The following is a 15,312-nucleotide window of genomic DNA, read 5'->3' on the forward strand; positions in this document are numbered from 1 at the left end:
TTGTTAGTGTTTGTGACCTTCATGTCCTGCTGCTGGTGCAGTTGCCGGAGCTGTGGTTACCGGAGCAATGGTAGCACCTGCTACACCTGCCGGAGCAGCTTTAGGTTTTTTGATGTCAGATAATTCAACTTCAAATACCAATGGAGAGAAAGGACTGATACCGCCTTGTTGCATACCACCTTCACCATAAGCAAGGTTTGAAGGAATGATCAACGTCATTTTTCCACCTTTACCAATTAATTTTAAGCCTTCATCAAATCCTGGGATTGCACGACCTAAAGTGATCGGACGAGGACCGTAAGTAGCCATCGGATTGTGTTTACCTGATTCTTTAGCAATTTTCTCATCACTGGTATCAAACACGTTGTCTTTACCGTTAGATTTTTTAGTCGTTAATTTACCAGTATAGTTTACCATCATGGTATCACCTAAAACAGGTTTTTCTGCATTACCTGGTTTGCTGATCACATATTGTAAACCTGATGCAGTAGTTACTGTTTTAAGGTTGTTATCAGCGATGTATTTTTTGATTTTTCCTGCTTCAGCACCTTTCAATCTTTCGATGTTTGCTTTGTAGTCTTTTTCAAAGAAATCTCTTGCTTTTTTCTGGAAAGTAGAGTCAGCTTCACCTTTACCTTTTTGCAGTACTTTTTCTACTTTAATTGTAAATACAAGGTATTTATCTTTTGTATTTGCTGGTTTTGGTTGTCCTGAATATTTAGCAACAGTATCTAAATCTAATTTGAATGTTGCACTATCGCCTTCTCCAAATAGAGTCAACACATCATTCATATCACCAGCATATACTTTTTTCTGAACAGGGAACACCTGAGGTGCATCCATATCCCAAGTATTAACAGTTACCGAATCTTTTTCCGTTTTCTGGATAAAGTTCAATTTAACGATATCGCCTTCTTTGATTTTATCTTTACCGCCATCTTTGTGGATGGTGTACATCAAACCTCCCGGGCCTTTTTTGTATTGGTTACAAGCAGCTAATCCAAGTGTGGCTGCGAAAAGAATTACTATACCTTTCTTCATGTGGTTTTTAAATTATTTTTTTTCGTTTTATGTTTATTTTTCTTTCAGCGGTACTCAAGAGGGCTCCGCCGTTTTTCGTTTTATGTTTATTTTTCTTTCAGCGGTACTCAAGAGGGCTCCGCCGTTTTTCGTTTTATGTTTATTTGCTACTAAAAGAACGATATCTTTTACTGTAATAACTGCGTTTTATAATCACTTAATAACGCCTTAAATTCTAACACAGTATCTTCCAGATTTTGGTCAGAATATCCACCTGCAGCGTTCCTGTGGCCTCCTCCATTAAAATATTTCTTGCAAATTTCATTGGCAGGAAAATCCCCGGTGGAGCGCAAAGATAATTTAACTTTATCAGTTCTTTCAATAATAAATGCAGCTAGTTTTATCCCATTTACAGACAGGGCATAATTTACAATTCCTTCCGTATCACCCGTTTGAATATTGAATGCTTTTAGCTCTTCTTTCGTCACGGTAATGATCGCAGTCCGGAGATCCCGAAGAATTTCCAGTTTATTGCTCAGACAGTGCCCAAGAAAACGCAGTCGGTTTTCAGTAGCATTGTCGTACACCAGCTGATGAATCCTCCAATGTTCAGCGCCACAGTCGATCAGGTCTGCTGCAATCCGGTAAACGGTAGAATCAGCAGAAGGAAAACGGAAAGATCCGGAATCGGTCATGATTCCTGTATATAAACAGGTCGCAATATCCTTATTCATGAATTCCCCTTCTTTCAGTTCATTTACGATAAAATCATACACCAGCTGAGCTGCCGCACAGGCACTGATACTCCAATGACGATAGTCATCAAAATCTTCAGGATCCAGGTGATGATCGATCATAATCTTATAAGCATCGGATGCCCTTACCAATTCCCCAAGCTCATTAATCCTGCTCAGGCTGTTGAAATCCAGGCAAAAGATCAAAGAGGCTTCTTCCACTAATTTAGCAGATAGTTCCTGTTGCTCTGTGTAAATAATTACATCTGAGTTATTGGGAAGCCAATGTAAAAAGTAGGGATAGTCCGTAGGCGTAATCACCGTTACATGGTGCCCCTTTTGGATCAGATAAGCATATAAGCCCAGAGATGAGCCCATCGCATCACCATCAGGTTTATGATGGGTGGTAATTACAATTTTCTGCGGCGTAGCCAGCAATGATTTTATTTCAGAAACAGATAGCATATTTTTCGTTGCAAAGCTAATGATTAAATGATAAATGGAGCGTATTATATTTGAAGCTTTAATATTAGCAGTATAAAATGTAATTTTGCAAAAAAATTGAAATTAAGATGAGTACAAACAGAACATTTACCATGATTAAGCCGGATGCTGTTGCAAACGGACACATCGGTGCAATAATCAATGACATTACTGCAGCAGGTTTTAAAATCATTGCATTAAAATATACTAAACTAACTGACGAAACTGCTGGTCAGTTCTATGCAGTTCATAAAGAACGTCCTTTCTACGCTGATTTAGTAAGCTTTATGTCTTCAGGACCTATCGTTGCTGCAATCTTAGAAAAAGACAATGCAATCGAAGACTTCAGAAAACTAATCGGTGCGACTAACCCTGCAGATGCTGCAGAAGGTACTATCCGTGCTAAATATGCAAAATCTATTGATGCAAATGCAGTTCACGGTTCTGATTCTGACGAAAATGCACAGATTGAAGGAGATTTCTTCTTTACTGCTGCTGAGCGTTTCTAGTATTCAGTCGACATACGAACATTAACGGTAACCGTTAAAAAAATAAGCACCCCAACAAGGTGCTTATTTTTTTAAGGATACTTTGTACCTTTCCAACCAAATTAAAACCATTGAAACTGATGAAAAGAATTTTTATCACCTTATTACTTCCTTTTTGTACGCTCATCACACTGGCGCAAACAAAAGGAAAAAAGGCAACTGCTACTAAAAAAGCAAGTACACAAAAAGCAACAACGAAAGTTATCTTTAACAGCAGCCTTGATTCTGCCAGTTATGCATTCGGAGCAAACATGGCCAGCAGCATGAAAAATGATGGCTTGGGTGCTTTAAACTACGATCTTCTGGTTAAAGGGCTGAAAGATGCTTTTGAAGGAAAGACCTTGCTCATCAGTAAAGAGCAATCACAATTGCCAATCAGCAATCTCTTTAACGGACTGAGTAAAAAGAAATTTGCAGTCAATATTACCGAAGGAAAAAACTTTCTGGAAAACAATAAGAAACAACCGGGTGTGCAGGTAACTCCAAGCGGACTGCAATACATCGTTATTAAAGCCGGAGAGGGAATCAAACCTAAAGCTACCGATACTGTTTTGGCACATTACAAAGGCACCTTGTTAAACGGCAAACAGTTTGACAGCTCTTACGATAGGAATGAGCCACTTTCTCTTCCTTTAAACAGGGTAATTCCTGGATGGACAGAAGGAATTCAACTGATGCCTGCTGGTTCAAAATATAAATTCTTTATCCCTTACCAACTGGCTTATGGCGAGCGTGGAGCCGGGCAGGATATTCCACCTTACAGCACCTTGATTTTCGAGGTAGAACTCTTAAAGGTTAACGGTAAATAAAGCCATAAAAACCATCTGGAGATTTGTTTGTTAGTCTATAAAGCAAAAACTTATGATGACAAAAAGATATTTCCCACTGGCAATTATTGCATTATTATCAACGACCCTTGCAAGTTGCGAACTTGTTCAAGGCATATTCAAAGCCGGTGTCTGGACCGGCGTTATTGTTGTAGTATTGGTATTAGCCATGATCATCTGGCTGATTAGCCGGATTTTTGGTGGCCGAAGCTAAAATTCTACAGAAAGACGATTTCTATGATTACTTCAGAACCGGCGCGTTCATTTAATTTTTCAATGATCCCGGTTCTGACCATCATCAACTCATTCTTGATCACCGAAGATTCTATCCTCACAAATAATTTCTTTTGGCTGATGTAAATTTGTGTCGTACGGTTCCCGATAGCCACGCCCATCAGTTCCGGCCACAGCGCAATGATGGTGGTCTCATCGAACTTGCCTTTGAGCTTATATACATTGAGCATTTTTCCAATACCTTCTTTTAAGGTGATGTCATTAGGTTTACGCATGATTTACTGCTCCGTTATTTACTTCAAATAAGGTGACTGCAACATCTATTTTATTAAATACCGCCATCACCCGTTCTCTCCCCGTATCGGTAATAAAAATCTGTCCGAAATCCTGATGGGACACCATTTCCATCAATTTATGCATTCTGCTATCGTCCAGTTTATCAAAAATATCGTCAAGCAGCAGCAAAGGCTTAAATCCTTTAAACTTCTGAAGATAAGCATATTGCGCAAGCTTTAAGGCAATTAAAAAAGATTTCTGTTGCCCTTGCGAGCCGAATTTCTTCAAAGGCATTCCGGTAATCGTAAAAATCAGCTCATCCTTATGAATCCCGGTAGTAGTTCTTTCTAAAATCTTATCTTTTTCGATGGATTGTCCAAGCAATTTAAGAAAAGGTGTTTCGCTTAACTGCGACTGGTAAAACAAGCTGACCTCTTCTTTATCTTCCGTCAAAAACTGGTAGTACTTATCAAACAAGGGGATAAAATCTTTCATAAACTGCTCGCGTTTGGCAAAGATTTTATTTCCGGATTGCACGAGCTGCTCATTGTAAATCTCCAGTAAAGTAGGGTCGTAGCTTCTGGTCACCGCAATTTGCTTCAACAGCGCATTTCTGTTTAAAAGATGCCTGTTATATAAAATGAGTTCATCCAGGTAATGTGCATCTGTTTGCGAAATCACATTGTCCATAAAACGGCGGCGCTCTTCACTCCCATCCATAATGATATTGGTATCATAAGGAGAGATCATGACCAAAGGGAACAAACCAATATGGCTGGCCAGCTTATCATACTCTTTCTTATTCCGCTTAAATTGTTTCTTCTGGTTTCTTTTTACACCACAGGTAATCTTCTCATTTTTTTTCTCACGCTCAAAATCCCCCTGGATCATAAACAGATCTTCGGATGTCTTAATTTGCTGGCTGTCTATCGGATTAAAGTACCCTTTACATAAACAGAGGTAATGTATCGCATCCAGTAAATTTGTTTTGCCAGCACCATTATTACCCACAAATGCGTTCACAGTTTTTGAAAAACTGAGACTGGCATCGGCATAGTTCTTAAAGTTGAGGAGTGTAATGTTTTTTAACCACATATTATTATGCTGCAAAGTTACCTTTTATTTCTCTTCTCTTATTCCGTAATATTTCAGTTATTTTAAAGGCTCTCTACTAGAATATTAAACATCAGGCAGTTCTGTTTGGAAGTACCCTTCAATAAAGTTTAATAAATCCGCAAAAAGGGGTTGATACTTTGATGTAAAAATGTATTTTTGCAATCCTTAATTTTTTTAAATAAAATGTCTACAACAGAAAAAGAAGTAAGTCACCCGGTAAAGAAGGGTTCCTTTTTAGAAGAAAACTCAAAAAGCCTTTTGTTCATTGCAGGCGCTGTAGTGTTATTGATTGGAGTTTACCTTTGGTATCAAAACGTATATTTAAAAAACAGAGCATTAGAAGCTTCTGCAAAAATGTACAAATCAGAACAGTATGTTGGAGTCGATTCCCTTGCCAATAAAGCAATCAATGGCGCTGCGGGTTACCCTGGTTTAGAGAAAATTGCGGAAGAGTACGACAATACCAAATCAGCAAACTTAGCCAACCTTTATTTAGGTGGTATCTATTTGCGTAAAGGTGAATACAAAAAAGCAACTGAAGCTTTAGGTAAATACTCAGAAACCGGAAGTCCTGTTGCAGATCCATTGGCCTTAGGTTTATTAGGTGATGCTTATAGTGAGTTGAAAGACTTTAAACAAGCTGCAACTTATTACAAAAAAGCTGCCGATAAAGCCAGCAACAAATTTACTTCTCCTTTGTTCCTTAAAAAACTAGGATTGGTTTATGAACATCTTAAAGATTTCAAATCTGCAGAAGATGCTTACACGAAAATCAAAACTCAATATCCTGAAAGCCAGGAAGCAGCAATGGCAGATGAATTCATCGCCCGCGCTTCAGCGCAGGCAAAATAGATGAGTAAAAAAATATTATGACAAAGGTTAGCCATTACGGCTAGCCTTTTTTTGTACCCTTTACTTATATTTGCAAAATGGCAACACAACTTAAAAATCTATCTGACTTTTCTCATACGACCATTCCTAACGGAAGTCCTTTTAAAATCGCGATCGCCGTTGCAGAATGGAATGCAGAAATTACCGGAAGCCTATATAACGGCGCTTTACAAACCCTGATCAACAATGGAGTATTGGCAGAAAACATCGTTTCTATTGCAGTGCCGGGCACTTTCGAGTTGACTTCTGCTGCAGACATTTTACTACAAAAACACCAAGATCTTGATGCAGTAATCTGCCTGGGATGTGTAATTCAGGGAGAGACCAGACACTTTGACTTTATCTGCGACGCAGTAGCTCAGGGCATCACACAGGTAAGCATAAAATACAGCAAGCCCGTAATCTTCGGCGTGCTGACGACAAATGATCAACAGCAAGCAATAGACCGCGCAGGTGGTAAACATGGCAACAAGGGCGACGAGGCAGCGATTACAGCACTAAAAATGGCAGAGCTGGTGGCTACTATTTAGCAATACCTTGTTTCTTCATATTAAAATCTGTAAATTAGTGGAGAATTTTTATAAAAATTAACCTCATGAAAAAAGTAGCCATATTATTGCTTGGCGTATTCTTAACCATAGCGCTTCTGGAAGCCTGCTCAAACCGACTTTGTCCGGCATACGGCTCTTATCCGGAAAGCAGGAGAAGAAGATAAGCAACAAACATACATTTTAGGAGAATATTGATGCAGTGGAAATTTATAACTGATTTGGCACAAATCAGTGACATACAAAAAGAAACCGGGTACAGCTTAATTTTTAAACATAGCACCCGTTGTTCGGTGAGCATGATGGCAAAAAGACGCTTTGAAATGGACTGGGAAGCCATCCCTACAGATACTTCCTTATACTTTTTAGATTTAATCAGCTATCGTGCGATTTCCGCACAAATAGCTGAGACTTTTCAGGTTCACCATGAATCCCCGCAAATCTTATTGATTAAAGATGGGGAATGCATTCTTGATGCTTCACATAGTGACATTTCTGCAGAGGAAGTTGCCGAAGTAATTAATAATTAAAAGAAACTGTTTTCTTAAGATCCGGATGTAAGCTGAAGGCCACCGGACAAGTATTGGCCGATCTTTCAATGATTTTTTTATCCTTATCAGAATAGTTATTTGCAGGGAATTGGAAGTTGACCACAATTTCCGAAACCCTTCTTGGATTTTCAGCCATGATCTTCGTAATCTCGCAGGTCGCACCATCGATGTTAAATCCATGTTCATTCGCTGCAATCCCAACAATAGTCAACATACAATTTCCCAGTGAAGTCGCCAGCAAATCTGTTGGTGAAAAAGCAGCTCCCTGTCCTTTATTATCTATCGGTGCATCAGTAATGATTTCATTTCCGGAACGTTCATGAACGGATGTGGTTCTTAAACCACCATTATAGGTTATTTTTGAAGTTGCCATCGTTTATATTTTAGATTACAAGATTAACATAATTTTTCAAAGGAGGCAATTCAATTCCGCTTTTCCGACTCCCTAATCTATAGCAATTCAACGCATCCCCCCGGTCCAACGTTTTCACGTTCCGTTCAATTTCCGTTAAAGTTGTGTTTTACTAAAATTGATCGTCAATTGACCTTCAATAGGAGGTTGATAGGTCCATAATTGATCTAATAGGCCTATTAACGACGATACACCAGTCAGTTAGCATTCAATTTTAGTAAAACACAACTTTAACACATCTGAATATCACCGAAAATGGAGAACATTACATCCGGCAAACACTTCATTTTTATAACTATTCAAACCTATTGCTTAACTTTGCAGTATGATCGCACTTCCGGTTGTTTCCGCAAACCCAGTACAACGTAAACCAGATTGGCTTAGAGTTAAGCTTCCTGTAGGTAAAGAATATGCACAAGTACGTAGTCTTGTAGACACACATAAGCTGCACACCATCTGCGAAAGCGGCAATTGCCCGAATATGGGTGAATGCTGGGGAGCAGGTACCGCTACCTTTATGATTCTTGGAAATATCTGTACCCGCTCCTGCTCTTTCTGCGCAGTAGCAACGGGCAGACCATTGGCTGTAGATACTGATGAGCCAAACAGGGTAGCCAACTCTGTAAAGTTAATGCAGGTAAAACATTGCGTGATCACTTCTGTGGATAGAGACGACCTGAAAGATGGTGGTTCAATTATCTGGGCAGAAACATTACAGGCGATCAGAAGAGAAAGTCCGGAAACAACACTGGAAACACTAATCCCTGACTTCAGAGGGATCTGGGATAACCTATACCGTGTATTGGAAGAAAGACCAGAGGTGATGTCGCACAACATTGAAACAGTAAGACGTTTAACCAAACAGGTCCGCATTCAGGCAAAATACGACAGAAGTTTAGAATGTCTTAAACGCATTTCTGACTTTGGCTTAAGAACAAAAACAGGCATTATGCTTGGATTAGGAGAAACCGAAGAAGATGTATACGAAGCCATGGACGATCTTGTTGCCAATGGCGTACACATCCTTACTTTAGGTCAGTATTTACAACCTACCCGTAATCACCACCCGGTATTGGATTGGATTCATCCTGATCAATTTGCAAAATACAAAGAAGTAGGAATGGCAAAAGGATTTAAATATGTAGAGAGTGGTCCATTGGTACGTTCTTCTTACCATGCCGAAAAGCACTTATTCGATTTGTAATTTTTATAACATCAAACAAATTTTATTTTTTCCTGTTGTTGTTTCTGTATATTAGCTGAACTTGACCACAACAAAGAAAATATCCCTCTCCGAAGAAGAACTTGTCCGGGCCCTAAAAAGCCAGGAAACAATTGCTATTAAAGCATTGTACGATATGTATTCGGGAGCATTATTCGGTGTCATATCAAGAATCATCCTTCAACCTGAGGTTGCCGAGGATGTATTACAGGAAACTTTCATAAAAATCTGGAAATCTGCAGACAATTACGATCCGGGTAAAGGCCGTCTATTTACCTGGATGATGAATATTGCCAGGAATTTAGCCATTGACAAACTCCGTTCAAAGGACTTTAAAAACGCCAATAAAAACCAGGACATAGAAAATAACGTAGATTTCATTGACGCTCAAAAAGAGGTTACTTTCAATGCAGATGCAATTGGTTTAAAAGACATGGTTACGTCACTTAAACCAGAGTTTAATCTGGTATTAGATATGGTGTATTTTAAGGGATATACCCATGTGGAAGCAGCAGAAGAATTGGATTTACCTTTGGGTACGGTGAAAACCCGGATTCGAATGGCAATTATGGAACTAAGAAAGAATTTTAATTAAGGTGGAAGAGGGAAAAGCATATATAGAATCAGGCATACTTGAGCTTTATGTTCTCGGCGAGTTAAACGAGCAGGAGCAATATGAAGTGGAAGCGATGGCAGCACAATATCCTGAAGTAAAACAGGAGATTTCTGCGATTGAGCTTGCTATGGAAGAATATGCGATTCAACATTCCGTTCAGCCTTCTATAGGGTTAGAAAATAAAATATTAGAAAGAATAGAAGCGGCAACAGTCGCCACACCTAAAGTTTCTGAAAACTTAACTCCTGCAACTCCACAGGAAGCTAAAGTCCTGCCTTTATATCCTGAAGGTTATGAATCAAAACTAAAAACACTTCGGATTGCCTTGATCGCTTGCGCCGTCCTCCTTATCGTAGCTGGAATTGCGCTTTACTCAGCACATACAGAACTGGATATTGCCAAAGATCAAATCATTGCCCTTAACCAGGATAAACAGAAGTTCGCCAATACAGTGAACTACATGAAAGAAACCAATCAGGAACTACAGACCATTGCCGATATGCCGAATGATCCCGATTGGAAGATTGTTAAACTTGCCGGCACGAAAATGGCCCCTCAGGCTAAAATGATGGTTTACTGGCATACTTCAGGACGCCATGTTATGGTAGACAATTCCAAAATGGGACTTCCTAAAAACGATCAGGCACATCAGTACCAGCTTTGGGCTTTGGTAAACGGAAAACCGGTAGATCTTGGTGTATTTGATGTTAAAGCAGATACCACACACATTCTGCTTAAAATGAAAGAAATCGGATCCGCGCAGGCTTTCGCCGTAACTTTGGAAAAACGTGGCGGCGTAGCTAGCCCAACTATGGATCAGATGATCGTTATGGGTGGCGTATCTATCTAATCTTCCGATTTAAAATCTAAAAACCTTTTTACTGTTTTTGGAATCTCCTGGGCCACCTGTGATGCCGTAACGTTAATGCTATGTGTGGCCAACTCATCTCCTGCTTTTCCATGGAAGAAACAAGCCAGAATTGCAGCAGCTTTAGCACTATACCCCTGTGCCACATAAGCAGCAGTTAAGCCTGTAAGGACATCCCCCATCCCACCCTGTGCCATAGCAGGATTGCCGGTCTGATTGATCATCACATCTCCCTGCTGATCAATAATAAAAGTAAATTGATTTTTCAAGACAATCACTGCGCCTAATTTCTTAGCTTCCATGCGGGCTGTCTGTAACCGTTCCCACCAGTTTTTATGCTTCCCAAACAGGCCGTCAAACTCTTTTAAATGAGGAGTAAGAATCGAATCCTTCGGTAAATGATACAACAGGTCCTGATGTTCAGCCAGAAGACCTAACGCATCGGCATCGGCAATGATTGGCCGCTTTAAAGTAAACAAACCCTCCAGCACCGCCATACCATCCAATAATTTTCCAATTCCGGGACCTATGGCAACCGCATTATACTTCTTTAAAGATTTCATCTTAATGAGCTGTTTTCTTTCCAGAAACATCACCTCTGGCAAGGTAGAATTTAATGCGGTTAACCCACTTTCCGGAATGGAAAGTGTTGTTAAGCCTGCACCGCCATAGAGGCAGCCTTTTGCAGACAACATGGCCGCACCCATTGTCCGGATTTCCCCGGCAATGATTAGCGCATGGCCATATGTTCCTTTATGTGAAAATGGCATTCTAGGCTTCAGCAGTGCCCTGATATCTTCTTCTTCTATTAATTTATAAGGAGAAGCGGATGCTTCTGCACTTTGTTTATTTAATCCCCGATCTACCACCTGTAATTTACTCGATGGATCTGTATCGGGCAGAAAAGTATTCAGGAAGACTGACATAACTTTAAATTTATAAGCCCATTTCTTTCTTCAAAAATTTACCGGTTAAACTTATTGGGTTTTGTACCAATCCTTCTGGAGTTCCTTCAAATATGATTCTACCGCCACCTGCGCCACCTTCTTCACCTAAATCGATTACCCAATCTGCTACTTTTACGACATCAAGGTTGTGCTCAATCACCAATACGGTGTTCCCTTTCTCTACCAACTCGTTCAGCACACCTAATAGAACATTTATATCCTCAAAATGCAGGCCAGTTGTGGGTTCATCCAAAATATAAAATGTTCTGCCCGTATCTTTTTTAGACAATTCAGTAGCCAGTTTAACCCGTTGAGCCTCACCACCCGAAAGCGTTGTAGACGATTGTCCTAGAGTAATATAACCTAAGCCCACATCCTTTAGTGTTTTGATCTTCCGGTAAATTACCGGCATGTTCTCAAAGAAATCACAGGCATCTTCAATACTCATATCGAGTACATCACTAATGGATTTACTCCGGTAACGAACCTCCAGGGTTTCCCTGTTGTATCTCTTTCCACCACACTCTTCACATGGTACCTGAACATCGGGAAGGAAGTTCATTTCTATCACTTTCATTCCGCCCCCCTGACAAGTTTCACACCTTCCGCCTTTTACATTGAAGGAAAAACGACCAGGCTTATAACCCCTGATCTTTGCTTCCGGCAATTGCACAAATAAGTTTCTGATGTCAGAAAATACTCCGGTATAAGTAGAAGGATTCGATCTTGGCGTACGTCCGATAGGTGCCTGATCGATCTCAATTACTTTATCTATTTCTTTAATCCCATTGATCTTCTCATACGGTAAAGGATGTTTCTTCGCCCTAAAAAAATGATGGTTTAATATCGGATATAAAGTTTCCGTAATCAGGCTTGATTTTCCACTTCCGGAAACACCGGTTACCGCGATGAACTTTCCAAGAGGGAAATCCACAGACACGTCTTTCAGGTTATGTCCACTCGCTTTAATAATGGACAACTTGTGCCCGGTTCCTTTTCTACGCTTTTTAGGTACTTCAATTCCCTTTTTACCATTCAGATAAGCCGCAGTCAGTGTATCCGATTTTAAAATCTCTGCCGGCGTTCCCTGGGCAACAATCTGACCACCGCGGACTCCTGCTGCCGGCCCCACATCGATTACGTGATCTGCCTCCAGAATCATGTCTTTATCATGTTCTACCACCAATACCGTGTTACCAAGGTCACGCAGGTTTTTAAGCGCACCAATCAGGCGCTCATTGTCACGCTGATGAAGACCAATACTTGGCTCATCCAGAATGTACATGACATTCATCAGTTGTGATCCGATTTGTGTAGCCAGACGAATCCGCTGTGCCTCCCCTCCAGATAACGTCCGCGCAGTACGATCCAGAGACAGGTAATTCAATCCTACATCGGTCAGGAAGCCTAATCTCGCCCTGATCTCTTTAAGAATCTCTTTAGCAATCGTATTTTGTCTTTCATTTAAACGGCTTTCCACATCAAAATACCAGTTTTTCAGGCTGTTGATGTCCATTTCTGCCAGTTCAAAGATATTTTTTCCGTCAATTTTAAAATGCAGGCTTTCTTTCTTTAACCTTGCGCCATTACATACCGGACAAGTTTTCAGCTTACGGAAAGTCTCCATATCATCGACTGCCCCCTCTCCTTTTTTCTCCTGTTGTTCTTCCAGTAATTTGATGATACCATCAAAGGTAATCTGATAGTTCTGAACATTCCATTTGTTGTATTCCACCGCCACACTCAACAATTCATGCGAACCGTTTAAAATGATACTGATATGTTCTTCACTTAGTTTCTCCAATGGAGTAGACAAAGAAAAATTATATTTTTTAGCCAATGCTTTCAGCACCTGGAACACCCAGATGTCGCGGTATTCTCCCAGCGGAGCCAATCCGCCGTTCATAATGCTCAACTTCGGATTCGGCATTACCGATTCTTTATCAATAACGAAGATATATCCCAGTCCATCGCAGTTCTCACATGCTCCGTAAGGAGAATTAAAAGAGAAACTATTTGGCTGTGGTTCATCATAAGAGATTCCCGTTGTCGGGCACATTAGAAAACGACTGAAATGGGAAACATTATTGTCCTTATCACTGATTTTAATGATTCCTTTCCCCAGGCGCATCGCCGTTTGAAGGGAGTCTTGTAATCGTTTCTGGTCTTTTCTATCGATTATAAGCCGGTCTACCACAATCTCGATGTCATGGATCTTGTAACGGTCTACCTGCATCTTTGGACTAATATCCTGAATATCCCCATCCACGCGGACTTTTACATAGCCTTGTTTCCGGATTTGTTCGAACAGTTCCCTGTAATGTCCTTTACGCCCTTTTACTACTGGTGCAAGGATATTAACCGGCATATCTTCGAACTTATTGTAGATATTACCGAGGATCTGATCTTCGCTCATACGCTCCATCTTCTCCCCTGTATTGTAGGAGAAAGCATCTGCTGCACGGGCATATAGCAAACGCATGAAATCGTAGATTTCTGTGATTGTTCCCACAGTAGACCTTGGGTTTTTACTGGTGGTTTTTTGCTCAATGGCAATCACCGGGCTTAAACCGGATACTTTATCCACATCCGGGCGCTCCATTCCTCCCATAAACTGACGGGAATACGCACTAAAGGTTTCCATATACCTCCGTTGCCCTTCTGCATAAATGGTATCAAAAGCCAGTGAGGACTTTCCACTGCCACTGAGACCGGTAATGACTACCAGTTTATTCCGTGGAAAGGAAATGTCTATATTTTTAAGGTTATGTACCCTGGCTCCATATACTTCTACATCCTTTTGCTCGCCCAGGTCAACGGTATTTTTGCTCATATTTCTATTAAAACTGTACTGATATCTATATATTTAGGATAACAAATTTTCAGCCACAAAAATGCTAAAAATTTTATCAAAAGAAAAGTTTACGCAAGGCAGACCTGAGATTGTTTACCAAACCAGTGTGGTGCCATTTTCAGTAGGGTGACCAGTGCAAACCAGCACTCTACCTGATGCAATTTCGTCATCCATTAAAACTTCATTATAATCCATTTCCACATGTCCCTTGATACAATTGGCAGTGCAGGTGCTGCAGATGCCAGCATGACAGCTATATGGCAGGTCAATTTTCTGCTCCAGTGCTGCGTCAAGAATACTCTGGTAGTAAGGCACCTCAATTTCATGTACTTTCCCACGGTAGTTCAGAATCACGGAATAAGTATTCGTATCCCTGGCTTTCTTTTCCGTCATGTCGTCTTCATCCGCCTCATCTTCCGGAAGCACAAAAGTCTCTCTTTTTATCTGTGTTCTGTCGAAACCAAGATTCAGCAGAGTGATCCTGCATACGTCCATGTAATCTACTGGTCCGCAGGTGTAAAGCAAGACATCTTGTTTTTCAAATTCCAGCTGCTCCGCCACAATCCGTTCAATCAACTGTCCGTTTAAGCGAGCCATCAATAAATTCTTCGACTGACTGAACAGATAAATCAGTTTAAAACGATCCGGATACTGCGCTTGTAAAGCATTGAGTTCCGCGTAAAACAATGTCCCTTCAGCAGATCTGTTGCTATAGATTAATATGACTTTGCTGTGTTTTTCTCTAAGGAGTGCTGTCTTTAAAATCGAGAATAAAGGGGTGATTCCCACACCTGCCGCAAAAAGGAAAACGGTCCTTCTGATTTCCTGTTCAGGAACATAGCTGAATTTCCCATTGGGATCCAATGCGGTCAAAACATCTCCTACAGCAGTTTTATGATGTAATAGTCTCGAAATTGCTCCATTTTCTACCCTTTTAATGGCGATAGATAAAGGTTCGTCCACATCCGGAGAACTGCATAAAGAATAAGAACGCCTCAGTTCTTTCCCTTTTTCCTCAAAAACCAGGGTCAGGAACTGACCGGCAAGATAGTCAGGTTTCGATCCTTCCAGGGGTTCAAAGCTGATGATTAATGTCTCCCCCGGACAATAAGTCATCGTGGTAATGCGCAGTTTTAACAATCCCATATCGGGTAAAATAGTAAAA

Annotated in this window: 17 protein-coding genes; 9 read left to right on the forward strand and 8 right to left on the reverse strand. The window is 40.5% G+C overall.

What is annotated here, in order from left to right; translation table 11 throughout:
• Positions 1 to 3 precede the first annotated feature (3 nt).
• Complete coding sequence (locus AAFF35_RS26495; protein WP_342329492.1) at positions 4 to 1,041, reverse strand: FKBP-type peptidyl-prolyl cis-trans isomerase; 1,038 nt, start codon at positions 1,039 to 1,041, stop codon at positions 4 to 6.
• A 167-nt stretch (positions 1,042 to 1,208) separates the two neighbouring features.
• A complete protein-coding gene (locus AAFF35_RS26500) occupies positions 1,209 to 2,219 on the reverse strand; it encodes a DHH family phosphoesterase (protein ID WP_342329493.1) in 1,011 nt (336 codons plus the stop codon).
• A 107-nt stretch (positions 2,220 to 2,326) separates the two neighbouring features.
• Here AAFF35_RS26500 and AAFF35_RS26505 point away from each other — a divergent pair, with 107 nt between their 5' ends.
• The 3 genes from AAFF35_RS26505 to AAFF35_RS26515 all read left to right on the forward strand — a co-directional run bounded on the left by AAFF35_RS26505 (position 2,327) and on the right by AAFF35_RS26515 (position 3,826).
• Positions 2,327 to 2,746 carry a nucleoside-diphosphate kinase gene (locus AAFF35_RS26505; protein ID WP_073232224.1) on the forward strand — a complete coding sequence of 140 codons (420 nt, stop codon included), beginning with the start codon at positions 2,327 to 2,329 and terminating at the stop codon, positions 2,744 to 2,746.
• Positions 2,747 to 2,865: 119 nt separating this feature from the next.
• Positions 2,866 to 3,594, forward strand: a complete 729-nt coding sequence (locus AAFF35_RS26510; RefSeq protein WP_342329494.1) for an FKBP-type peptidyl-prolyl cis-trans isomerase — start codon at positions 2,866 to 2,868, stop codon at positions 3,592 to 3,594.
• A 52-nt stretch (positions 3,595 to 3,646) separates the two neighbouring features.
• Positions 3,647 to 3,826: a hypothetical protein gene (locus AAFF35_RS26515; RefSeq protein ID WP_342329495.1), complete on the forward strand. Its 180-nt coding sequence runs from the start codon at positions 3,647 to 3,649 to the stop codon at positions 3,824 to 3,826.
• 4 nt (positions 3,827 to 3,830) lie between these two features.
• Here the strand turns inward: AAFF35_RS26515 and AAFF35_RS26520 are convergent, their stop codons facing one another.
• Together AAFF35_RS26520 and recF are read right to left on the reverse strand one after the other, a co-directional pair.
• Complete coding sequence (locus tag AAFF35_RS26520; RefSeq protein WP_124581400.1) at positions 3,831 to 4,121, reverse strand: DUF721 domain-containing protein; 291 nt, start codon at positions 4,119 to 4,121, stop codon at positions 3,831 to 3,833.
• Positions 4,114 to 5,217, reverse strand: a complete 1,104-nt coding sequence (gene recF / locus AAFF35_RS26525; RefSeq protein ID WP_342333378.1) for a DNA replication and repair protein RecF — start codon at positions 5,215 to 5,217, stop codon at positions 4,114 to 4,116. Before recF ends, AAFF35_RS26520 begins: the two co-directional genes overlap by 8 nt.
• A gap of 204 nt (positions 5,218 to 5,421) precedes the next feature.
• Here recF and AAFF35_RS26530 point away from each other — a divergent pair, with 204 nt between their 5' ends.
• The 3 genes from AAFF35_RS26530 (at position 5,422) to ytxJ (ending at position 7,207) form a co-directional block, all read left to right on the forward strand.
• A complete protein-coding gene (locus tag AAFF35_RS26530; protein ID WP_342329496.1) occupies positions 5,422 to 6,090 on the forward strand; it encodes a tetratricopeptide repeat protein in 669 nt (222 codons plus the stop codon).
• Between the two features lie 77 nt (positions 6,091 to 6,167).
• Entirely contained in the window at positions 6,168 to 6,659 is a 492-nt protein-coding gene (gene ribH / locus AAFF35_RS26535; RefSeq protein ID WP_342329497.1) for a 6,7-dimethyl-8-ribityllumazine synthase, read from the forward strand.
• Positions 6,660 to 6,874: 215 nt separating this feature from the next.
• A complete protein-coding gene (gene ytxJ, locus AAFF35_RS26540; RefSeq protein ID WP_342329498.1) occupies positions 6,875 to 7,207 on the forward strand; it encodes a bacillithiol system redox-active protein YtxJ in 333 nt (110 codons plus the stop codon).
• On the opposite strand, the gene AAFF35_RS26545 is transcribed toward ytxJ, so the two are convergent.
• Positions 7,197 to 7,601: an OsmC family protein gene (locus AAFF35_RS26545; protein WP_342329499.1), complete on the reverse strand. Its 405-nt coding sequence runs from the start codon at positions 7,599 to 7,601 to the stop codon at positions 7,197 to 7,199. The genes ytxJ and AAFF35_RS26545 overlap by 11 nt on opposite strands.
• Positions 7,602 to 7,965: 364 nt before the next feature.
• Between AAFF35_RS26545 and lipA the strand changes: the two genes are divergently transcribed.
• From lipA to AAFF35_RS26560, 3 genes are all read left to right on the forward strand, one after another.
• A complete protein-coding gene (gene lipA, locus AAFF35_RS26550) occupies positions 7,966 to 8,844 on the forward strand; it encodes a lipoyl synthase (protein ID WP_069379571.1) in 879 nt (292 codons plus the stop codon).
• A 61-nt stretch (positions 8,845 to 8,905) separates the two neighbouring features.
• Positions 8,906 to 9,457, forward strand: coding sequence for a sigma-70 family RNA polymerase sigma factor (locus AAFF35_RS26555; protein ID WP_342329500.1), 552 nt, complete (start codon positions 8,906 to 8,908; stop codon positions 9,455 to 9,457).
• A 1-nt stretch (position 9,458) separates the two neighbouring features.
• Positions 9,459 to 10,328 carry an anti-sigma factor gene (locus tag AAFF35_RS26560; protein ID WP_342329501.1) on the forward strand — a complete coding sequence of 290 codons (870 nt, stop codon included), beginning with the start codon at positions 9,459 to 9,461 and terminating at the stop codon, positions 10,326 to 10,328.
• On the opposite strand, the gene AAFF35_RS26565 is transcribed toward AAFF35_RS26560, so the two are convergent.
• From AAFF35_RS26565 to AAFF35_RS26575, 3 genes are all read right to left on the reverse strand, one after another.
• A complete protein-coding gene (locus AAFF35_RS26565; RefSeq protein WP_342329502.1) occupies positions 10,325 to 11,272 on the reverse strand; it encodes an NAD(P)H-hydrate dehydratase in 948 nt (315 codons plus the stop codon). The two genes, AAFF35_RS26560 and AAFF35_RS26565, sit on opposite strands and share 4 nt — an antisense overlap.
• A 10-nt stretch (positions 11,273 to 11,282) precedes the next feature.
• Positions 11,283 to 14,126: an excinuclease ABC subunit UvrA gene (uvrA, locus tag AAFF35_RS26570; RefSeq protein ID WP_342329503.1), complete on the reverse strand. Its 2,844-nt coding sequence runs from the start codon at positions 14,124 to 14,126 to the stop codon at positions 11,283 to 11,285.
• Positions 14,127 to 14,240: 114 nt separating this feature from the next.
• A complete protein-coding gene (locus tag AAFF35_RS26575; RefSeq protein WP_342329504.1) occupies positions 14,241 to 15,293 on the reverse strand; it encodes a 2Fe-2S iron-sulfur cluster-binding protein in 1,053 nt (350 codons plus the stop codon).
• Between the last annotated feature and the right edge of the window lie 19 nt (positions 15,294 to 15,312).

The organism is Pedobacter sp. FW305-3-2-15-E-R2A2, from assembly GCF_038446955.1.
Classification (GTDB): Bacteria; Bacteroidota; Bacteroidia; order Sphingobacteriales; family Sphingobacteriaceae; genus Pedobacter.